This window comes from Mesorhizobium sp. YL-MeA3-2017, from assembly GCF_030814575.1.
GTDB classification, from domain to species: domain Bacteria; phylum Pseudomonadota; class Alphaproteobacteria; order Rhizobiales; family Rhizobiaceae; genus Mesorhizobium; species Mesorhizobium terrae.
The window spans coordinates 4,650,524-4,666,638 of record NZ_JAUSVH010000001.1; the positions used below are offsets into that span (position 1 = coordinate 4,650,524).

14 protein-coding genes are annotated in these 16,115 nt (G+C 64.8%); 10 read left to right on the forward strand and 4 right to left on the reverse strand.

What is annotated here, in order from left to right:
* Positions 1 to 98 precede the first annotated feature (98 nt).
* The 3 genes from QFZ88_RS21930 to mutY are packed head-to-tail and all read right to left on the reverse strand — an operon-like array spanning position 99 to position 2,190.
* Positions 99 to 461 carry a nuclear transport factor 2 family protein gene (locus QFZ88_RS21930; protein ID WP_024926723.1) on the reverse strand — a complete coding sequence of 121 codons (363 nt, stop codon included), beginning with the start codon at positions 459 to 461 and terminating at the stop codon, positions 99 to 101.
* Positions 458 to 1,069 (reverse strand): HAD family hydrolase, encoded by a 612-nt coding sequence (locus tag QFZ88_RS21935; protein ID WP_024926724.1) that lies wholly within the window; start codon positions 1,067 to 1,069, stop codon positions 458 to 460. The genes QFZ88_RS21930 and QFZ88_RS21935 overlap by 4 nt, the downstream gene beginning before the upstream one ends.
* The gene (mutY, locus tag QFZ88_RS21940; protein WP_024926725.1) at positions 1,066 to 2,190 is read right to left on the reverse strand and encodes an A/G-specific adenine glycosylase; all 1,125 of its coding nucleotides are present in this window, start codon (positions 2,188 to 2,190) and stop codon (positions 1,066 to 1,068) included. Before mutY ends, QFZ88_RS21935 begins: the two co-directional genes overlap by 4 nt.
* Before the next feature lie 56 nt (positions 2,191 to 2,246).
* Between mutY and QFZ88_RS21945 the strand changes: the two genes are divergently transcribed.
* From QFZ88_RS21945 to QFZ88_RS21960, 4 genes are all read left to right on the forward strand, one after another.
* Entirely contained in the window at positions 2,247 to 2,744 is a 498-nt protein-coding gene (locus QFZ88_RS21945; RefSeq protein WP_024926726.1) for a DUF721 domain-containing protein, read from the forward strand.
* A gap of 142 nt (positions 2,745 to 2,886) precedes the next feature.
* Complete coding sequence (locus QFZ88_RS21950; RefSeq protein WP_024926727.1) at positions 2,887 to 3,621, forward strand: DsbA family protein; 735 nt, start codon at positions 2,887 to 2,889, stop codon at positions 3,619 to 3,621.
* A 60-nt stretch (positions 3,622 to 3,681) separates the two neighbouring features.
* Entirely contained in the window at positions 3,682 to 7,143 is a 3,462-nt protein-coding gene (smc, locus tag QFZ88_RS21955) for a chromosome segregation protein SMC (RefSeq protein ID WP_024927277.1), read from the forward strand.
* 106 nt (positions 7,144 to 7,249) lie between these two features.
* On the forward strand, positions 7,250 to 8,218 hold the full coding sequence (locus QFZ88_RS21960) for an NAD-dependent epimerase/dehydratase family protein (RefSeq protein WP_024925164.1): 969 nt from the start codon (positions 7,250 to 7,252) through the stop codon (positions 8,216 to 8,218).
* A 63-nt stretch (positions 8,219 to 8,281) separates the two neighbouring features.
* Here the strand turns inward: QFZ88_RS21960 and QFZ88_RS21965 are convergent, their stop codons facing one another.
* Positions 8,282 to 8,983 (reverse strand): aspartate/glutamate racemase family protein, encoded by a 702-nt coding sequence (locus QFZ88_RS21965; protein WP_024925165.1) that lies wholly within the window; start codon positions 8,981 to 8,983, stop codon positions 8,282 to 8,284.
* A 166-nt stretch (positions 8,984 to 9,149) separates the two neighbouring features.
* Between QFZ88_RS21965 and QFZ88_RS21970 the strand changes: the two genes are divergently transcribed.
* The 6 genes from QFZ88_RS21970 (at position 9,150) to QFZ88_RS21995 (ending at position 16,103) form a co-directional block, all read left to right on the forward strand.
* Positions 9,150 to 9,863, forward strand: a complete 714-nt coding sequence (locus QFZ88_RS21970) for a GntR family transcriptional regulator (protein WP_024925166.1) — start codon at positions 9,150 to 9,152, stop codon at positions 9,861 to 9,863.
* An 82-nt stretch (positions 9,864 to 9,945) separates the two neighbouring features.
* The gene (locus tag QFZ88_RS21975; RefSeq protein WP_024925167.1) at positions 9,946 to 11,106 is read left to right on the forward strand and encodes an MFS transporter; all 1,161 of its coding nucleotides are present in this window, start codon (positions 9,946 to 9,948) and stop codon (positions 11,104 to 11,106) included.
* A 207-nt stretch (positions 11,107 to 11,313) separates the two neighbouring features.
* Positions 11,314 to 12,888: an ABC transporter substrate-binding protein gene (locus QFZ88_RS21980; RefSeq protein ID WP_036254895.1), complete on the forward strand. Its 1,575-nt coding sequence runs from the start codon at positions 11,314 to 11,316 to the stop codon at positions 12,886 to 12,888.
* Positions 12,889 to 12,965: 77 nt separating this feature from the next.
* Positions 12,966 to 13,955, forward strand: a complete 990-nt coding sequence (locus tag QFZ88_RS21985) for an ABC transporter permease (RefSeq protein WP_024925169.1) — start codon at positions 12,966 to 12,968, stop codon at positions 13,953 to 13,955.
* Positions 13,948 to 14,889 (forward strand): ABC transporter permease, encoded by a 942-nt coding sequence (locus tag QFZ88_RS21990; RefSeq protein ID WP_024925170.1) that lies wholly within the window; start codon positions 13,948 to 13,950, stop codon positions 14,887 to 14,889. Before QFZ88_RS21985 ends, QFZ88_RS21990 begins: the two co-directional genes overlap by 8 nt.
* Before the next feature lie 17 nt (positions 14,890 to 14,906).
* Positions 14,907 to 16,103 (forward strand): amidohydrolase family protein, encoded by a 1,197-nt coding sequence (locus QFZ88_RS21995; protein ID WP_024925171.1) that lies wholly within the window; start codon positions 14,907 to 14,909, stop codon positions 16,101 to 16,103.
* Positions 16,104 to 16,115: the final 12 nt, after the last annotated feature.

Here is a 16,115-nt window from a genome sequence, read left to right on the forward strand (position 1 = left end):
AGGCTCCATCGTTGGATGGACTGCCTACGGAATATTCGAAGCTACTGTCTTGGACGATTGTGCGGGGCCCGTTATCCGCGAGCCCCGCGAGGGTGGCTCTAGCCCTCGACATCCACGCGCACGATCAATCCATCGCCGTTGAGCGTGATGGTCTCGGCGCCAATGCGTTCGCGCCACACGCCCGTCTTGGTGCTGGTGCCGGTGAGTCGCCATTCGGAGCGGGCGCTCATGGGCGACAGGGCTTCCAGCTTCTTGTCTTCCGCTTCCTGGTCCGGATATTCCGTGAAATAAGTGCGGAAAGCCGCCATCACTGCGTCGCGGCCCTCGATGCGGCCGCCAACGCCTTGCGAGATATAGACGACCTCGGGCGCGAACATCGCCTCGATGGCGGCGAAGTCCTGCGCATTGGTCACGTCATGGAAACGGGCCAGCGTCTCGGCGGGATCGTGGGCGGCGCTCATGCGATAACTCCGAGATTGGTCAGGTCGCGCTTTAGCGTCGCGGGGTCGGTGAACAGCACGGCTTGCCAGCCGGCTTCCTTGGCGCCGTCGACATTCTTCTGGCTGTCGTCGATGAACAGCGTCGCCGCCGGCTCGAGGCCGAAGGATTTGACGTGGTGGTCGTAGATGGCGCGGTCGGGTTTTAGCAGCCGGATATCGGCCGAAACGGTGACGCCGCGCGGCCGTTTCAGGAAGGCGAACCGCTCCTGCGCTTCCCGGAAGGTGTCGCCGGCGAAATTGGTAAGCATGGTGACGTCGCGGCCGTCGTCGATCAGCCGTTCCATCAGCACCACGCTGTCGTCATAGGCGTGCGGCACCATCTCGTGCCAATGGCGGCGGAAGTTGCGGATGTTTTCGGCATGATCGGGGTGGGTGTCGATCAGCAGCGCCTCGGCCTCTTCCCAGGTCCGGCCGCGATCCTGCTCGATGTTCCAGTCCGACGTGCAGACATGATCGAAGAACCACTGCCGCTCCGTCTCGTCCGGGATCAGCCGGTTGAACGGCAGGCTGGGGTCGTAGTGCAGCAGCACCTTGCCGATGTCGAAGACGATATGGCGGATTTCGGTCATGCTTTCCTCTTGTGCGGGCCCTTCTGGGTCGAGCCGGGCATAGCCGCTTCGATTGCCTTTTTCATGACAGTCGGCAAGGCCTCGTCATTGATCCAGCCGGGCCGCGACCAGAAAAACCCCTGGGGTGGCGCGGTGAAATCGACATCGGCGCGGTAGACGGCGAGTTCGAGCCCGAAATGGGTGAAGACATGGCCGATGCTGCCCGCCGGCCGCCAGTTGGCCGCGAAGGGTGCGGCGTCGGTTCCAGTGGCGCCGTCGATGCGCGCGGTCCAGCCGGTGGTCGGCACCTCGCTCATCCCTCCAAGCAGGCCTTTTTCCGGGCGTTTGCGCAAAAGCACCGCGCCGTCGTTGCGGATGGCGACAAAGGCGGCGCCCTTGCGTTGCGGCTTTTCGGGCTTGGCCAGTTTCACCGGGTAGAATTCGGGATCGCCGGACAGGATGGCGCTGCAATCTTGCCGCAGCGGGCACAGCATGCAGCGCGGCCGGCGCGGCGTGCAGATGGTGGCGCCGAGATCCATCGTCGCCTGCGCGAAATCGCCGGGCCTGTCCGCCGGCACCAGTCGCTCGACCTCGGCGCGGATATCGGGCTTGGCCGCCGGCAGCGGCATGGCGATCGAAAACAGGCGTGTGATGACGCGCTCGACATTGCCGTCGACCACGACCGCCGGCCGGACGAAGGCGATCGCGGCGATCGCAGCCGCCGTATAGGCGCCGATGCCGGGCAGGGCGCGCAGTCCGTCCTCGGTATCGGGAAAAACGCCGCCCCGCGCCGCGATGCGATCCGCACAGGCCTTCAGGTTGCGTGCCCGCGAATAATAGCCGAGCCCCGCCCAGGCCTTCATCACGTCGTCGGTGCTTGCCGCGCCAAGCGCCTGCACGGTCGGCCAGCGTTCGAGAAAGGCCTGGAAATAGGCTTTGACCGCCTCGACCGTGGTCTGCTGCAGCATGACCTCGGACAACCAGACGCGATAGGGATCTGGCCGGACGCCGCTTGCCAGTTCGCGCGGCGGCACCCGCCACGGCAAGTCACGGTGATGGGCGTCGTACCAGGCAAGCAGCCGGTCGGCGATGCCGGTGACAGGCCGGTCTGCAGGCTTGCGGGTCGAGGTGAGTGATGCCATTGATCTTCCGAGGGAGTGGTTGATTTCGGCCGCTCCTGCTGTCTGACGGAGCACGCATGACAGGGAAAAACCGCTACGGCAATCCCGTGCCGGTCAGCGATCTCGCCACCGGCATCCTCGAGCCGGTGTTGCGCAAGCGCGCCGGAATCTCGATCGGCCTCGTCCAATCCTGGGAGGAGATCGTCGGGCCGCGTCTTGCCGGCACCTCGCGGCCGGAAAAGATCCAGTGGCCGCGCCGCATGCGCGAGGACGATCCGTTCGAGCCGGCTGTGCTGGTGGTGGCGTGCCAAGGTGTCGCGGCGCTGCACCTCCAGCATCAGGCCGACGAGATCATCGGTCGCGTCAACGCCTTTCTTGGTTTCCAGGCGATCGGCCGCATCCGCATCGTCCAGAAGCCGCTGACGGAAACCAGGCGACGCACGGCACAGCCTGCCAGGCCATTGACGCCATTAGAGAAAACGCGTCTGGAACGGGTGGTTGAGGGCGTCGAGGACGACGGCCTGCGCGCTTCACTGGAGCGGCTCGGCGCGACCATCATCGGCCAGCGCAAGTAGAACTCACCGGCGTCTCGCGTTTTCGTGATCGTTTCGACCGGATTTCGCGATTGGACTTGTGGGCCGCGATGCCTTAATTCGCCCGGACTCTCGCTTTTTCTTGATCTTCCATTGCAAAATCCAACGCTAATCAGGTGATTCGATGACCCGTCTCTTGTCCCGCAGAACCATTCTGACCACGCTGGCCGTCGCTCCGGCAGCGCTGGCACTCGCCGCCTGCAACAAGGCTGGCGAGGCCGAGGCGGAAGGCTCGAAGCCCGCCGAGACGACCAAGACCGCCGATGCCACCAAGCCGGCAGCGACGCCCGCGGCCGCAGCCCCGCAGTCCTCCGGTTCGGTCAACATGGCTGAACTGCTGAAGCCGGGCGTGTTGCCGGAAAAGCAGCTTGGCAAGGACGACGCCAAGGTCACCATCATCGAATACGCGTCGATGACCTGCCCGCATTGCGCGCATTTCCACGAAACGACGCTGCCGGAACTGAAGACGAAATATATCGACACCGGCAAGGTGCGGCTGATCTTCCGCGAGTTCCCGTTCGATCCGCGCGCCGAGGCGGGTTTCATGCTGGCGCGCTGCGCGGGCGACAACTATTTCCCGATGGTCGACGTGCTGTTCAAGCAGCAGCAGAACTGGGCCGCGGCCGAAAACGTCAAGGACGCGATGTTCCAACTGTCCAAACTGGCCGGTTTTACACAGGAGAGCTTCAACTCCTGCTTGACGGACCAGAAACTTCTGGACCAAGTCAGATCGGTGCAGAAGCGTGGACAGGACGAATTCAAGGTCGACTCGACGCCGACCTTCTTCATCAACGGGCAAACCTACAAGGGTGCGTTGTCGATTGCGGAAATGTCGGCCATCATCGACCCTCTGCTGTGACGTTCCGGTAGCGCCGGGGCGGCAGCGCCTTGGCGTTCGCGCCCGAACGGGGTTGCGCGAATGAAATTCTCGCGCCTGCGCCTGCTCGGTTTCAAATCCTTCGTCGAACCCGGTGAGTTCGTTATCGAACGCGGCCTCACCGGCATCGTCGGGCCGAATGGCTGCGGCAAGTCGAACTTGGTGGAAGCGCTCCGCTGGGTCATGGGCGAAAGCTCCTACAAGAACATGCGTGCGTCCGGCATGGACGACGTCATCTTCTCCGGCTCCAACACGCGCCCAGCGCGCAACACCGCCGAAGTCACGCTGTTCCTCGACAATGTCGACCGCACGGCGCCATCCGCCTTCAACGATGCCGACGAATTGCAGGTTTCGCGCCGCATCGAGCGCGAGGCGGGGTCGGTCTATCGCATCAACGGCAAGGAGGCGCGCGCCAAGGACGTGCAGCTTCTGTTCGCCGACCAGTCCACCGGCGCACGCTCGCCCTCGATGGTCGGGCAGGGCCGCATCGGCGAGCTGATCCAGGCCAAGCCGCAGGCGCGCCGCGCCCTGCTGGAAGAAGCCGCCGGCATTTCCGGCCTGCACACCCGCCGTCACGAGGCGGAGTTGCGGCTGAAGGGCGCCGAACAGAACCTCGAGCGGCTGGACGATGTGGTCGGCGAGCTGGAAAGCCAGATCGAGAGCCTAAAGCGTCAGGCCCGCCAGGCCTCGCGTTTCAAGAACCTCTCGGCCGATATCCGCAAGGCCGAGGCCACGCTGCTGCATCTGCGCTGGACGCTGGCGAAGACGCAGGAAGGCGAAGCACGTTCGGCCCTGGCGACGGCGACCGCGCTGGTCGGCGATCGCGCCGCAGCCCAGATGAATGCCGCCAAAGAACAGGCGATCGGCGCCCATCGCCTGCCGGACCTGCGCGACGCCGAGGCCAAGGCAGCCGCCGCTTTCCAGCGCCTGTCGATCGCCAAGTCGCAGATCGAGGAGGAGGCCGGCCGCATCCGCGCGCGCCAGACCGAGCTCGACCGCCGTCTGCAGCAGCTCGACAGCGATATCGAGCGCGAGGAGCGCATGGTGCGCGACAACGCCGCCGTGCTGGAGCGGCTGGCGGCGGAAGAAACCACCCTGAACGGCGAAAACGCCGGTGCCGCCGAGCGCGAGGCAAATACGCGCGCCGCTTTTGAAGAGGCCACCGCGACGCTGGCGACCAGCGAAGGTGCGCTGGCCAGGCTGACCGCCGAACGGGCGGAAGCGGCGGCCGGTCGCAACCAGATCGAGCGGACATTGCGCGAAACGGCGGAACGGCGCGATCGTTTCGCCCGTCAACTCGCAGATGCCGACCGCGAACTGGCCGAGATCGCGCAGCGCATCTCGGCGCTGGCCGACCCGACCGAAAAACGCGTGTTGGCGGAAGCAGCCGCCGAGGCGCTGGAAGCGACCGAGGCCGCCGCCGAGCTTGCCGAACAGGCGGTTGCGACGGCGCGCGAGGCCGAGACCGCCGCCCGGCTGCCATTGCAGGAGGCCAAGGCCGAGCTCGCCGGCATCGAGACCGAGGCGCGCACGCTTGCCAAGATCATCAATTCAACCAGCGGCGGCGACCTGTTCCCAGCCGTGCTGGAACAGATGAGCGTGGAGCGTGGTTTCGAAACCGCGCTGGGTGCCGCACTTGGCGAAGACCTCGAGGTGCCGCTCGACCGCAGTGCGCCCGTCCATTGGGGCGAGAACGCGGTGCAGGCGAGCGACCCGGCGCTGCCGGAGGGCGTGCGCAGCCTCGCCTCGGTGGTCAAGGCACCGTCACAATTGGCGCGTCGCCTCGCCCAGATCGGCATCGTCGAGGCATCGGATGGCAAGCGCCTGCAGGCCTTGCTGGCGCCGGGCCAGCGGCTGGTGAGCAAGGACGGCGCGCTGTGGCGCTGGGACGGCTTCACCGCCAGCGCCGACGCGCCGACCGCCGCCGCCCTGCGGCTGGCCCAGAAGAACCGCCTGACCGAACTCGACGCCGAGGCCGTCGCGGCAACCGTGGCGGTGCGCGCCGCCGAAGAGGCGCTGCGTAACGCCGAGACCGGCCTGCGCAACGCGGTCGAGGACGAAAAACACGCGCGCCAGGCATGGCGCGACGCGCAGCACGCGCTCGACGCGGCGCGCAATGCCCTGGCCCAGGCCGAGAAGGCCACCGGCGAATTGTCGACGCGGCGCGGTGCGCTGGAGGAATCGCGCGGCCGTGTCGTCGAGGCGCATGAGGAAGCCACCGCCATCTATGTCGAGGCGGAAGAACAGCTGCGCGGTGCGCCCGATCTCGGCGATTTGCAGTCGAGGCTGGAGCAGGCTGCCGGTCACGTCTCGCGCGATCGCGCCGCTCTGGCCGAAGCGCGCGCCGTCCATGACGGCCTGAACCGCGAAGCCGAGGCGCGCACGCGCCGCCTGCAGGCGATCGCCCTCGAACGCGGCAACTGGCTGTCGCGCGCCGAGAACGCGTCGACGCAGATCGCGGCACTTGCCGAACGCAAGGCCGAGGCAGCCGCCGAGCGAGAGGATCTGGTCGAGGCGCCGGACGAGCTCGACCAGCGCCGCCGCGCGCTGCTGTCCCAGCTCTCGGAAGCCGAGGCGCTGCGCAAGAACGCCGCCGACCGCTTGCAGGAAGCGGAAAACCGACAGGCCGAGCTCGACAAGGCGGCAACGGCCGCCATCACTACCTTGGCCGAAGCGCGCGAGGCGCGCGTGCGCGCCGAGGAAAGGCTGACCGCCGCCGACGAGCGCCGCCAGGAGGTGGAGGCGCGCATCCAGGAAGCGCTTAACACGCCGCCGCACCTGGTTATCCGCCACACCGGCCTGGAGGCTGACAGCCCGATACCCGACATGGGCGAGATCGAGCGCCAGCTGGAACGGCTGAAGATCGAGCGCGAGAGGCTGGGCGCGGTCAACCTGCGCGCCGAGGAAGAGCAGCGCGAACTGTCCGAGCGGCTGGAGACGATCGTCTCCGAGCGCGAGGACGTCATCGAGGCGATCCGCAAACTGCGCCAGGCCATCCAGAGCCTGAACCGCGAAGGCCGCGAACGGCTGCTGGCCGCCTTCGACGTCGTCAACGCGCATTTCCAGCGGCTGTTCACCCATCTATTCGGTGGTGGCACCGCCGAATTGCAATTGATCGAATCGGAAGATCCCCTGGAGGCCGGCCTGGAAATCCTTGCCCGTCCTCCGGGCAAGAAGCCGCAGACGATGACGCTGTTGTCGGGTGGCGAGCAGGCGCTGACGGCGATGTCGCTGATCTTCGCCGTGTTCCTGACCAATCCGGCGCCGATCTGCGTGCTGGACGAGGTGGACGCGCCGCTCGACGACCACAATGTCGAGCGTTTCTGCAACCTGATGGACGAGATGTCGGCCTCGACCGAAACGCGCTTCGTCGTCATCACCCACAATCCGATCACCATGGCGCGCATGGACCGCCTGTTCGGCGTCACCATGGCCGAGCAGGGCGTCAGCCAGCTGGTCTCCGTCGACCTGCAGGCGGCGGAGGCGATGCGCGAGGCGAGCTGACGCGGCCGGACCCATCGTTCCCGGTTGAACCCGAGACGGCCCCGGTGGTAGCACTGCGCCGGCGGTGCGGCCGGACCGGCGCGGCGCAATTGTTCGGAGAGCACGCTTGCCCATTCTTGTCACCGGCGCCGCCGGCTTCATCGGCAGTCATGTCTGCCATCGCCTTCTCGACCGGGGCGAAGAGGTGATCGGCGTCGACAATCTGAACGATTATTACGACCCGGCGCTGAAGCAGGCGCGGCTGGCGCAGTTGCTTGAGCGAAAGGGGTTCTCGTTCCGCCGGCTGGATATCGCCGACGAGGGCGCGTTGGCGGCACTGTCGGGGCTCGGCATCCGGCGCATCGTGCACCTCGCCGCGCAGGCCGGCGTACGTTATTCGCTCGACAATCCGCGCACCTATATCCGCTCCAACGTGGTCGGGCATCTGGAGGTGCTGGAATTCTGCCGGGCGCTGCCCGGCTTCGAACATCTGGTCTACGCTTCGTCGAGTTCCGTCTATGGCGGCAACCGCAAGGTACCGTTCGCCGAGGCCGACAAGGTCGACACGCCGGTCTCGCTCTATGCCGCCACCAAGAAGGCGGACGAGCTGATGAGCCACACCTACGCCCATCTCTTCGCCATCCCGCAGACAGGCTTGCGCTTCTTTACCGTCTACGGGCCGTGGGGCCGTCCGGACATGGCGTATTGGCTGTTCACCAAGGCGATCCTGGAGGGCAGACCGATCCGCGTCTTCAACCAGGGCGAAATGTGGCGCGACTTCACCTATGTCGACGACGTCGTCGAAGCGGTGGTGAAGGTTCTGGACACGCCGCCGTCGGGCGCGGTGCCGCCCAGCCGGCTGTTCAACATTGGCAACAACAGCCCGGTGCGGCTCGGCGATTTCATCGACATGCTGGAGCGGTTGATCGGTATCGAGGCGAAGCGCCAGTACGAGCCGATGCAGCCGGGCGATGTCGAGTGCACCTATGCCGATGTCACCGAGCTCGACCGCGCCATCGGCTTCAAGCCGAACACCTCGATCGAGGACGGCCTGCGCAAATTCGTCGACTGGTATCGCGGCGAGTGGGTCAGATAGTTCTGGGTCTGGAAGGATAACTCCGAAGCCAAGCGCTTCTCGATGGCGTCGTCGGGGAATGCCTCAATGGCGAACGGGTTCGCGTAGCGAGGCCAGCGCCTCGGCCTGCGCCAGCCCAGCGCTGAAGGAACAGATCAGCGGAACGTCGAATTCGGGCTGCAAATCGTTGGCGACGCCCGCCAGCGCCGCGCCGCCGACGATGATCACATCGGCGCCATGCTGTTCGCGGGCCTCCGAGATCAGTTCAGCCACTTTGCGGCGCGCACCTTCCGCGCTTGCCGCCACCTCCAGTGCATGGCCGTTGATCGCCAGCGTGGCACAACAGCGGTCGTCCAGCCGCTGCTGGCGCATCAGTTCGCGCAGCATCGACGGCCAGCGTTCGCCGACGGTGACGATGGCGAAGCGTTCGCCGAGCTGCATCGCCGACAGGATCGATGCCTCCGCCATGCCGACCACCGGAAACGGGTAGATCTCGCGCGCCGCGCCGATGCCGGGTTCGCCGAAACAGGCGAGAAGGCAGACGCTGATGTTTTCGGCGCCGTATTCCTTCACCTCAAGTGCGATCGTGTCGACGATGGCGCGGGCGGCGACGACGGCATCGGCACGCGCGCTGATATAGCCCGGCCCATAGATGGCCGTTGCCCCTATGATGTCGCGTTCGGGAGGCAGGGCGACCCTGGCCCGCTCGACCAGCCTGTCGGTCAGCGCGGCATTGGTATTGCCGTTGACGAGCAGCAGCCGACGAACCCCTCCCTTGTTTGCCATAACCTTGCTCCCGCACATTTCCTGCTTGCCCGACAGCGGTCGACTGCCGCTGCCTGGAAAAATAATAGTATACAATTTTTTGATATGATAGCATACAAAACAACGAATTCACGGATGCATTTCTGTGCGGTATAAGAGCCGTCTCGGATGGAGGACGGTTGCAGAGATGAATGACGACGTTTCGGTCAAACGCGTGAAGCGCCCCAATCTCCCACGCAGCGAAGCCATGTATCATGGCCTGCGACGCGCCATCATCGAGCGTGCGTTGAAACCGGGTGACAAACTGCCCGAAGACGTCATCGGCGAACGCTTCGGCGTCAGCCGTACCATCGTGCGAAGCGTGCTCGGCCGCCTGAACAGCGAGGGTCTTGTCGACCTCATTCCGAACCGGGGCGCGGCCGTCGCCCAGCCGACGCTGGAAGAGGCCTACGATATCTTCGAAGTGCGCCGCAGCCTGGAGCGGGACGTGGTGCGCAGGCTGGTCTCCAAGATCACCAAGACAGACGTTGAGCAGCTCAAGGCTCATGTGGCGCGCGAGGAGGCGGTGAAGGCCTCCAATACCGCCGAGTCGATCCGGCTGGCCGGAGAATTCCACATTCTGCTCGCCGAAATGGCCGGCAACGCCGTCACCGCCCGCTACATCAACGAATTGGTCTCGCGCTGTTCGCTCATCCTGGCGCTTTACGGCCGGCCGCATTCCTCCGACTGCGCCGTCAACGAACATCTGGAAATCGTGGCGGCCCTGCAGAAGGGCGACAGCGAAAAAGCGCTGGAGACCATGGACCATCACCTCGAGGCGGTGACGGAGCGCGCTTTGTTGAGTGCGCCCGTCACCCAACACGATATCCGCGCCATTCTGGACGAATATGCCAAACCCTGAAAACACGTCCTCCGCGCTTGCTCTCGATGAGGCTGGCGTTGCCCGAGCCTCTGCGCGCTTTTTGTCTCCAGCGGCGCGCAGCATGGTCGCTGGCATCGTGCTGTTGGCGGTCGCGCTCAATCTGCGCCCGGCTCTGTCCAGTCTTGCGGTGCTGCTGGCGCCGGTGCAGCAGGCATTCGGTCTGTCAGGCGCCTCCATCGGCGTTTTGACGATGATGCCGTCGCTGTGTTTCGGCCTGGCAGGCGGCGCCGGCCTTGCCATGGCGCGGCGCGTCGGGCTGGAGAAAGGCCTTGCGGTCTCGCTGGTTATCATTACCGCTGGTCTTCTCTTGCGTATCGAACCGTTGGTGCAGGCGCTGTTTGCCGGCACTGTCCTTGTCGGTGTCGGCATCGGCATTGCCGGTGTGCTGGTACCGGCGATCATCAAGCGCGACTATGCCGGACGGCTTGGTCTTGCCACCGGCCTCTACACCATGACGATGTGCGGAGGCGGCGCGCTGGGCGCGGCCTTCACATTGCCGCTTGCCCATGCCCTTGGAACCGGCTGGAATGCAACGATCGGCCTGTGGGCGGTGCCCGCCGGCCTGGCGATGCTGGCCTGGCTGCCCTTCGCCGCGGGCACCGGCGCGACTGCCAAGGCCGGCACCGACGGCGCCACCGTCAATCTGTGGCGCGACGGCATTGCCTGGGGCGTTACCGGTTTCATGACCTTGCAGGCAGCACTCGCCTTCATCGTGCTCGGCTGGCTTCCAGCGATCCTGCAGAGCGGCGGACTGGATCCGCTTGGTTCGGGCTATGTCACCTCGGCTTCCGTCTTCTCGCAGACCTTGACCGCGCTGGTGGTGCCGATCTTCGCCGCTCGCCTGCGCAGCCAGAAGCTGCTGGTCGTCGCCGCACTCGGCTTTTCGGCCATCGGCTTTGCCGGACTGACTATGGGTTGGTTGCCGGGTTCCCTGTTCTGGGCGGTTGTTCTGGGCCTCGGGCAGGGCGCCAATTTTGGCCTCGCGCTGGTCTTTATCGGGCTGCGTTCGGCCAACGCCAACATCGCCGCGCGGCTTTCCTCCATGTCGCAAAGCGTCGGCTACACGCTTGCCGCCGGCGGCCCGCTGCTGGCCGGGCTGGTGCGGCAATGGTCGAGCGCCGCCGAGGGGCAGGTGGTGCTGTTTTCGGCTATCGCCTTCCTGGCTCTGCTGTGCGGCCTGGTCGCCGGCGCGCAGCGCACGATCGGCCAAACGAGGCTCTAGCGCTTCCACCTACCGCCCATCCTTCGGAGAAAATTGGCCGCTCGCCGCGAAAAGGGCTTGCACGTCATGTGCGCGCACTTCATAATGTATACAAAATTATAAATACTCGTATACATAAGAACGACGAAAAATACGAGTTGGGTCATCCGGCACGGATGCCGGCAACGAGCCGGTGAAGCCGGCGATGGGAACAGTGAGGAGCAAGCAATGAAGCGTTTGAAAATGCTGCTGGCGGCCGCATCCGCCTTGTTGGTGGTGGTCACCGCCGCGGACGCCGCCACCCTGAAGTGGGGCGCCGCCCGCGATATCGATTCGCTCGATCCCTATTCGTTCGGCAGCACGTTCACGCTGGCTTTCCTCAATCACATCTATGAGGGCCTCACCCGCTACGACGAGAACCTCAAGCTGGCACCCTCGCTTGCGGAATCGTGGGAGGTTGTCGAGCCGACGGTGTGGCGCTTCAAGCTGCGTCATGGCGTCAAGTTCCACAATGGCGACGACTTTACCGCCGACGATGTCGTCGCCTCGCTGAAGCGGGTGAGCGACGAGGCTTCGCCGCTCAAGGGCAATCTTCCGGCCTATAAGGATGCGCGCAAGATCGACGACTACACCGTCGAGATCGTCCTGAAATCGTCCTATCCGCTGCTCGCCAATGACCTGACCAACATCTTCATCTTCAGCAAGAAATGGCTGGTCTCAAACAACAGCGAACGGCCGACCGACGTGGCCAAGGGCGTCGAGGGCTACGCCACCCATCACGCCAACGGCACCGGACCGTTCATGTTGGAATCGCGCCAGACCGACGCCACGACCGTGCTGGTCGTCAATCCGAAATGGTGGGACAAACCCAAGCACAACGTCACCCGTATCGAGTTCACGCCGATCGCCTCGGCGCCGACGCGTGTCGCGGCACTTCTGTCGGGCGACATCAACTACACGGAAAGCGCGCCGCTCCAGGACATCGAGAGGCTCAAGGCTTCCGGCGCCATCAAGGTGCTTTTGTCGAACGAATTGCGCACCGTCTTCTTCGCGATGAACCTCGGCGACAAGCTGGTCGGCTCCGACATCACCGACAAGAACCCGCTGAAGGACCCCAAGGTTCGCAACGCGCTCTATCAGAGCCTCGACATGGGCCTGATGCAGAAGAAGGTGATGCGCGGCCTTTCGCGCACCACCGGCGCGCTGGTCGCGCCGGCGATCCCCGGCTACAACGAGGAGCTGGACAAGCGGCCGCCGGTCGATGTCGAGGGCGCCAAGAAACTGCTTGCCGAAGCCGGTTACCCCAACGGGTTTTCGCTGTCGCTGCTGTGCTCCACCGATTCCTACGTCAATGAAGAGCAGATCTGCCAATCCGCGGCTTCGATGTGGGCGCGCATCGGCATCAAGGCCAACATCACCAGCGGCCCGCGCAGCATCATCAATCCGCGCCGCGTCAAGGGCGACTTCGACATCACCACGCTGGGCTGGGCCAACGAACCGGCGCTCGACGCCTATTCGCTGCTGATCCAGGTGGTGCACTCGAAATCCGGCAGCGCCGGCCTGTTCAACTGGGCGAACTGGGGCGACCAGCGCATCGATGCATTGGTCGACAAGTCCGCCGGCGAGCTGGACAGCGCCAAGCGCGTGCCGATGCTGACCGAGGCGATGAAGATCGCCAAGGACGAGACGCTGTTCCTGCCCCTGCACCAGCAGCCGATGGCCTGGGCGATCGGGGAAGGGGTGTCGAGTGTGATCCAGCTGCCCGACAACAAAGCCAGGCACTGGTTCACACAGATGAAGTGAGGCGCGGGGCCGTGTCCGCCCGGCGGGCGCGGCCCTTTGTTCCTTGCCATTTCGATCCAACAAAAAGGTTCTGATCGATGCTGGCCTTCATTCTTCGACGATCGGTCAATGCCGTAGCCGTCATGCTCGCCGTCGCGCTGATGGCCTTCATGATCTTCCGCTTTGTCGGCGACCCGGTTGAAATGATGCTGAACGAGCAGGCGACCCAGGAGCAGCGCGATGTGTTGCGCGAACGGCTTGGGCTGAACCTCTCCACCGGCATGCAATTCGTGCGGTTTGTCACCAATGCCGCCCAGGGTGATTTCGGCATCTCCTATCGCAACCAGCAGGACGTGTTCTCGCTGATCGCCGAACGGTTCCCGGCGACGCTTGAGCTGGTGCTGGTGGCGACGCTGCTTTCGCTGGTCGTCGGCGTACCGCTCGGTGTGCTGACCGCCGTGCGTCGGGATTCGCTGATTGCGCAGGCGCTGCAATTCCTGTCGATCGTCGGCATTTCGCTGCCGAGTTTCGCTCTCGGCATTCTGCTCATCCTGGTCTTTTCGGTCCAACTCGGCTGGCTGCCGGGGTTTGGCCGCGGCGACGTGGTCAAGATCGGCTTCTGGTCCACCGGTTTCCTCACCCATTCCGGCCGCATGGCGCTGATCCTGCCCTCGATCACGCTGGCGCTGTTCCAGATCACGCTGGTCATGCGGCTGGTGCGCGCCGAGATGCTAGAAACGCTGCGCTCGGACTTCATCAAATTCGCGCGGGCGCGCGGCCTGCCGGCACGGGTCATCAATTTCCGCCACGCGCTGCGCAACTGCCTGATGCCGGTAATTACTATCACCGGCATGCAGATCGGCAATCTGATCGCCTTCGCGCTGATCACCGAGACGGTCTTCCAGTGGCCGGGCATGGGCCTGCTGTTCATCCAGGCGGTGACCTTCGTCGATATCCCTGTGATGGCCGCTTATCTGGTCATCGTTTCCTTCATCTTCGTGTCGCTGAACACCGCCGTCGATCTGCTCTACGGTATTATCGATCCCAGATTGCGGGCGCAGGGCGGAGTGGGAGGCGGTCATGGCTGACACGACGACGTCAAGGGAACCTGCAGGCTTGCTCGCAAGGATCGCGGCAAGCGACCTGTGGTGGAATTTGAAGCGCAGCCCACTGGCGCTGATCGCCGGCGTGTTGCTTGTGCTCATCATCGCCGCCGCCGTTTTGGCACCGCTGCTCGCGCTGCAGAACCCATACGATCTGTCGCAGCTCGACCTGATGAATGCCGAGTTGCCGCCGGCCTGGATCGATGGCGGCCAATGGGCGTTCCCGCTAGGCACCGACAGTCAGGGCCGCGATGTCTACTCGGCCATCCTCTATGGCTCGCGCGCCTCACTCATCATCGGCTTCTCGACGGTTGTGCTGTCGCTCGCCATCGGCGTTCTGGTCGGCCTGACCGCCGGCTATTTCGGCGGCTGGGTCGACAATGTGCTGATGCGCGTGGGCGACACGCTGCTCAGCGTGCCGACCATCCTGGTCGCCATCCTGGTGACGGCGGTGTTCCGTGAATTGCTGCCGGTGGCGTTGCGGGAAACCTTCACCATCGTCATCCTGATCTGCGCCATATCGCTGACCAACTGGGTGCAATATGCCCGCACCGTGCGCGCCTCGACCCTGGTCGAGCGGCGGAAGGAATATGTCGCGGCGGCGGCGTTGATCGGCGTGAGGCCGTTGAGGATCATGCTCGGCCATATCCTGCCCAACACGCTGACGCCGGTGATGGTCACCGCTACGCTCAATCTCGGCTTGGCCATTCTGGTCGAGGCCACCTTGTCTTTCCTCGGCATCGGCATGCCGCCGACAGAACCGTCGCTCGGCACGCTGATCAGGGTCGGCAACGAGTTCCTGTTCTCCGGCCAATGGTGGGTGGTGGTGTTTCCGGCCGCCTATCTCAGCTTGATCGTGCTCGCGGTGAACCTGCTTGGCGACTGGTTGCGCGATGCCCTCAATCCGAAGTTGAACTGAACGCAAAGGACGGCCCCATGTCCAGAGATTTTCTGCTTTCCAATGTCAGGCCGAATGGCGGGCCCTCGACCATGGTTCTGGTGAAGGACGGGCGTTTCGCACCCGTCGACGCCGCACCGAACATCAATAGCCTCGATGTCGTCGACGGCGGCAACGCACTGATGCTGCCCGGCCTCGTCGAGGCGCACACCCATCTCGACAAGACGCTCTACGGCATGGGCTGGTACCGCAACGAGGTCGGCCCCCGACTTATCGACAAGATCGACAATGAACGGGCGATGAAGAAGGAACTGGGCATCGACCCGGCCAGACAATCGGCTCGCCAGGCAGTGCTGTCGGTCGGCCATGGCACCACCCATATCCGCAGCCATGTCGATGTCGACACTGATATCGGCCTCGCCGGTATCGAGGGTGTCATGGCGACCCGCGAGAAATATCGCGACATCGTTGACATCGAGATCGTCGCCTTTCCGCAGAGCGGCGTGCTGGTGCGTCCTGGCACCGTCGAATTGATGGAGGAAGCGCTCAGGATGGGCGCCGAAGTCGTCGGCGGGCTCGATCCATCGGGCATCGACCGTGATCCGAAGGGGCATCTCGACATCGTGTTCGGATTGGCCGAGCGTTTCGCCCGCCCTATCGACATTCATCTGCACGAGGCCGGCGAACTGGGTGCCTTCGCCTTGGAATTGACGGTGGAGCGCACCAAGGCGCTCGGCATGCAGGGCAAGGTGACGCTCAGCCACGCCTTCTGCCTCGGCATGCAAGACCATCTCGCGGTCGGCGCGCTGATCGACGGCCTGCGGGAGGCCGGCATCCACATCATGACGACCGGACCGTCCTCGCGCCCGGCACCGCCGGTCAAGCGGCTGCTGGAGGCCGGCGTTGTCGTCTGTTCCGGCAATGATGGTATTCGCGACACCTGGGGTCCTTATGGCAACGGCGACATGCTGGAGCGCGCCACGTTTGTCGGCCAGCGCAACAATTTCCGCCGCGACGACGAACTGCAACTGGCACTCGACGTTTGCACCCATGGCGGGGCGAGCGTGATGGCACTGCAGGATTATGGGCTGAAGCCGGGCTGTTCTGCCGATTTCGTGCTCGTCGATGCGGAAACCGTGGCCGAGGCGGTTGCCGCGCATCCGCCGCGCAAGCTCGTCGTCAAGAAGGGTCGCGTCACCGCCCGCGACGGCCGCGCTTTGGTGGCGATGCCATGATCGCGAACGGCG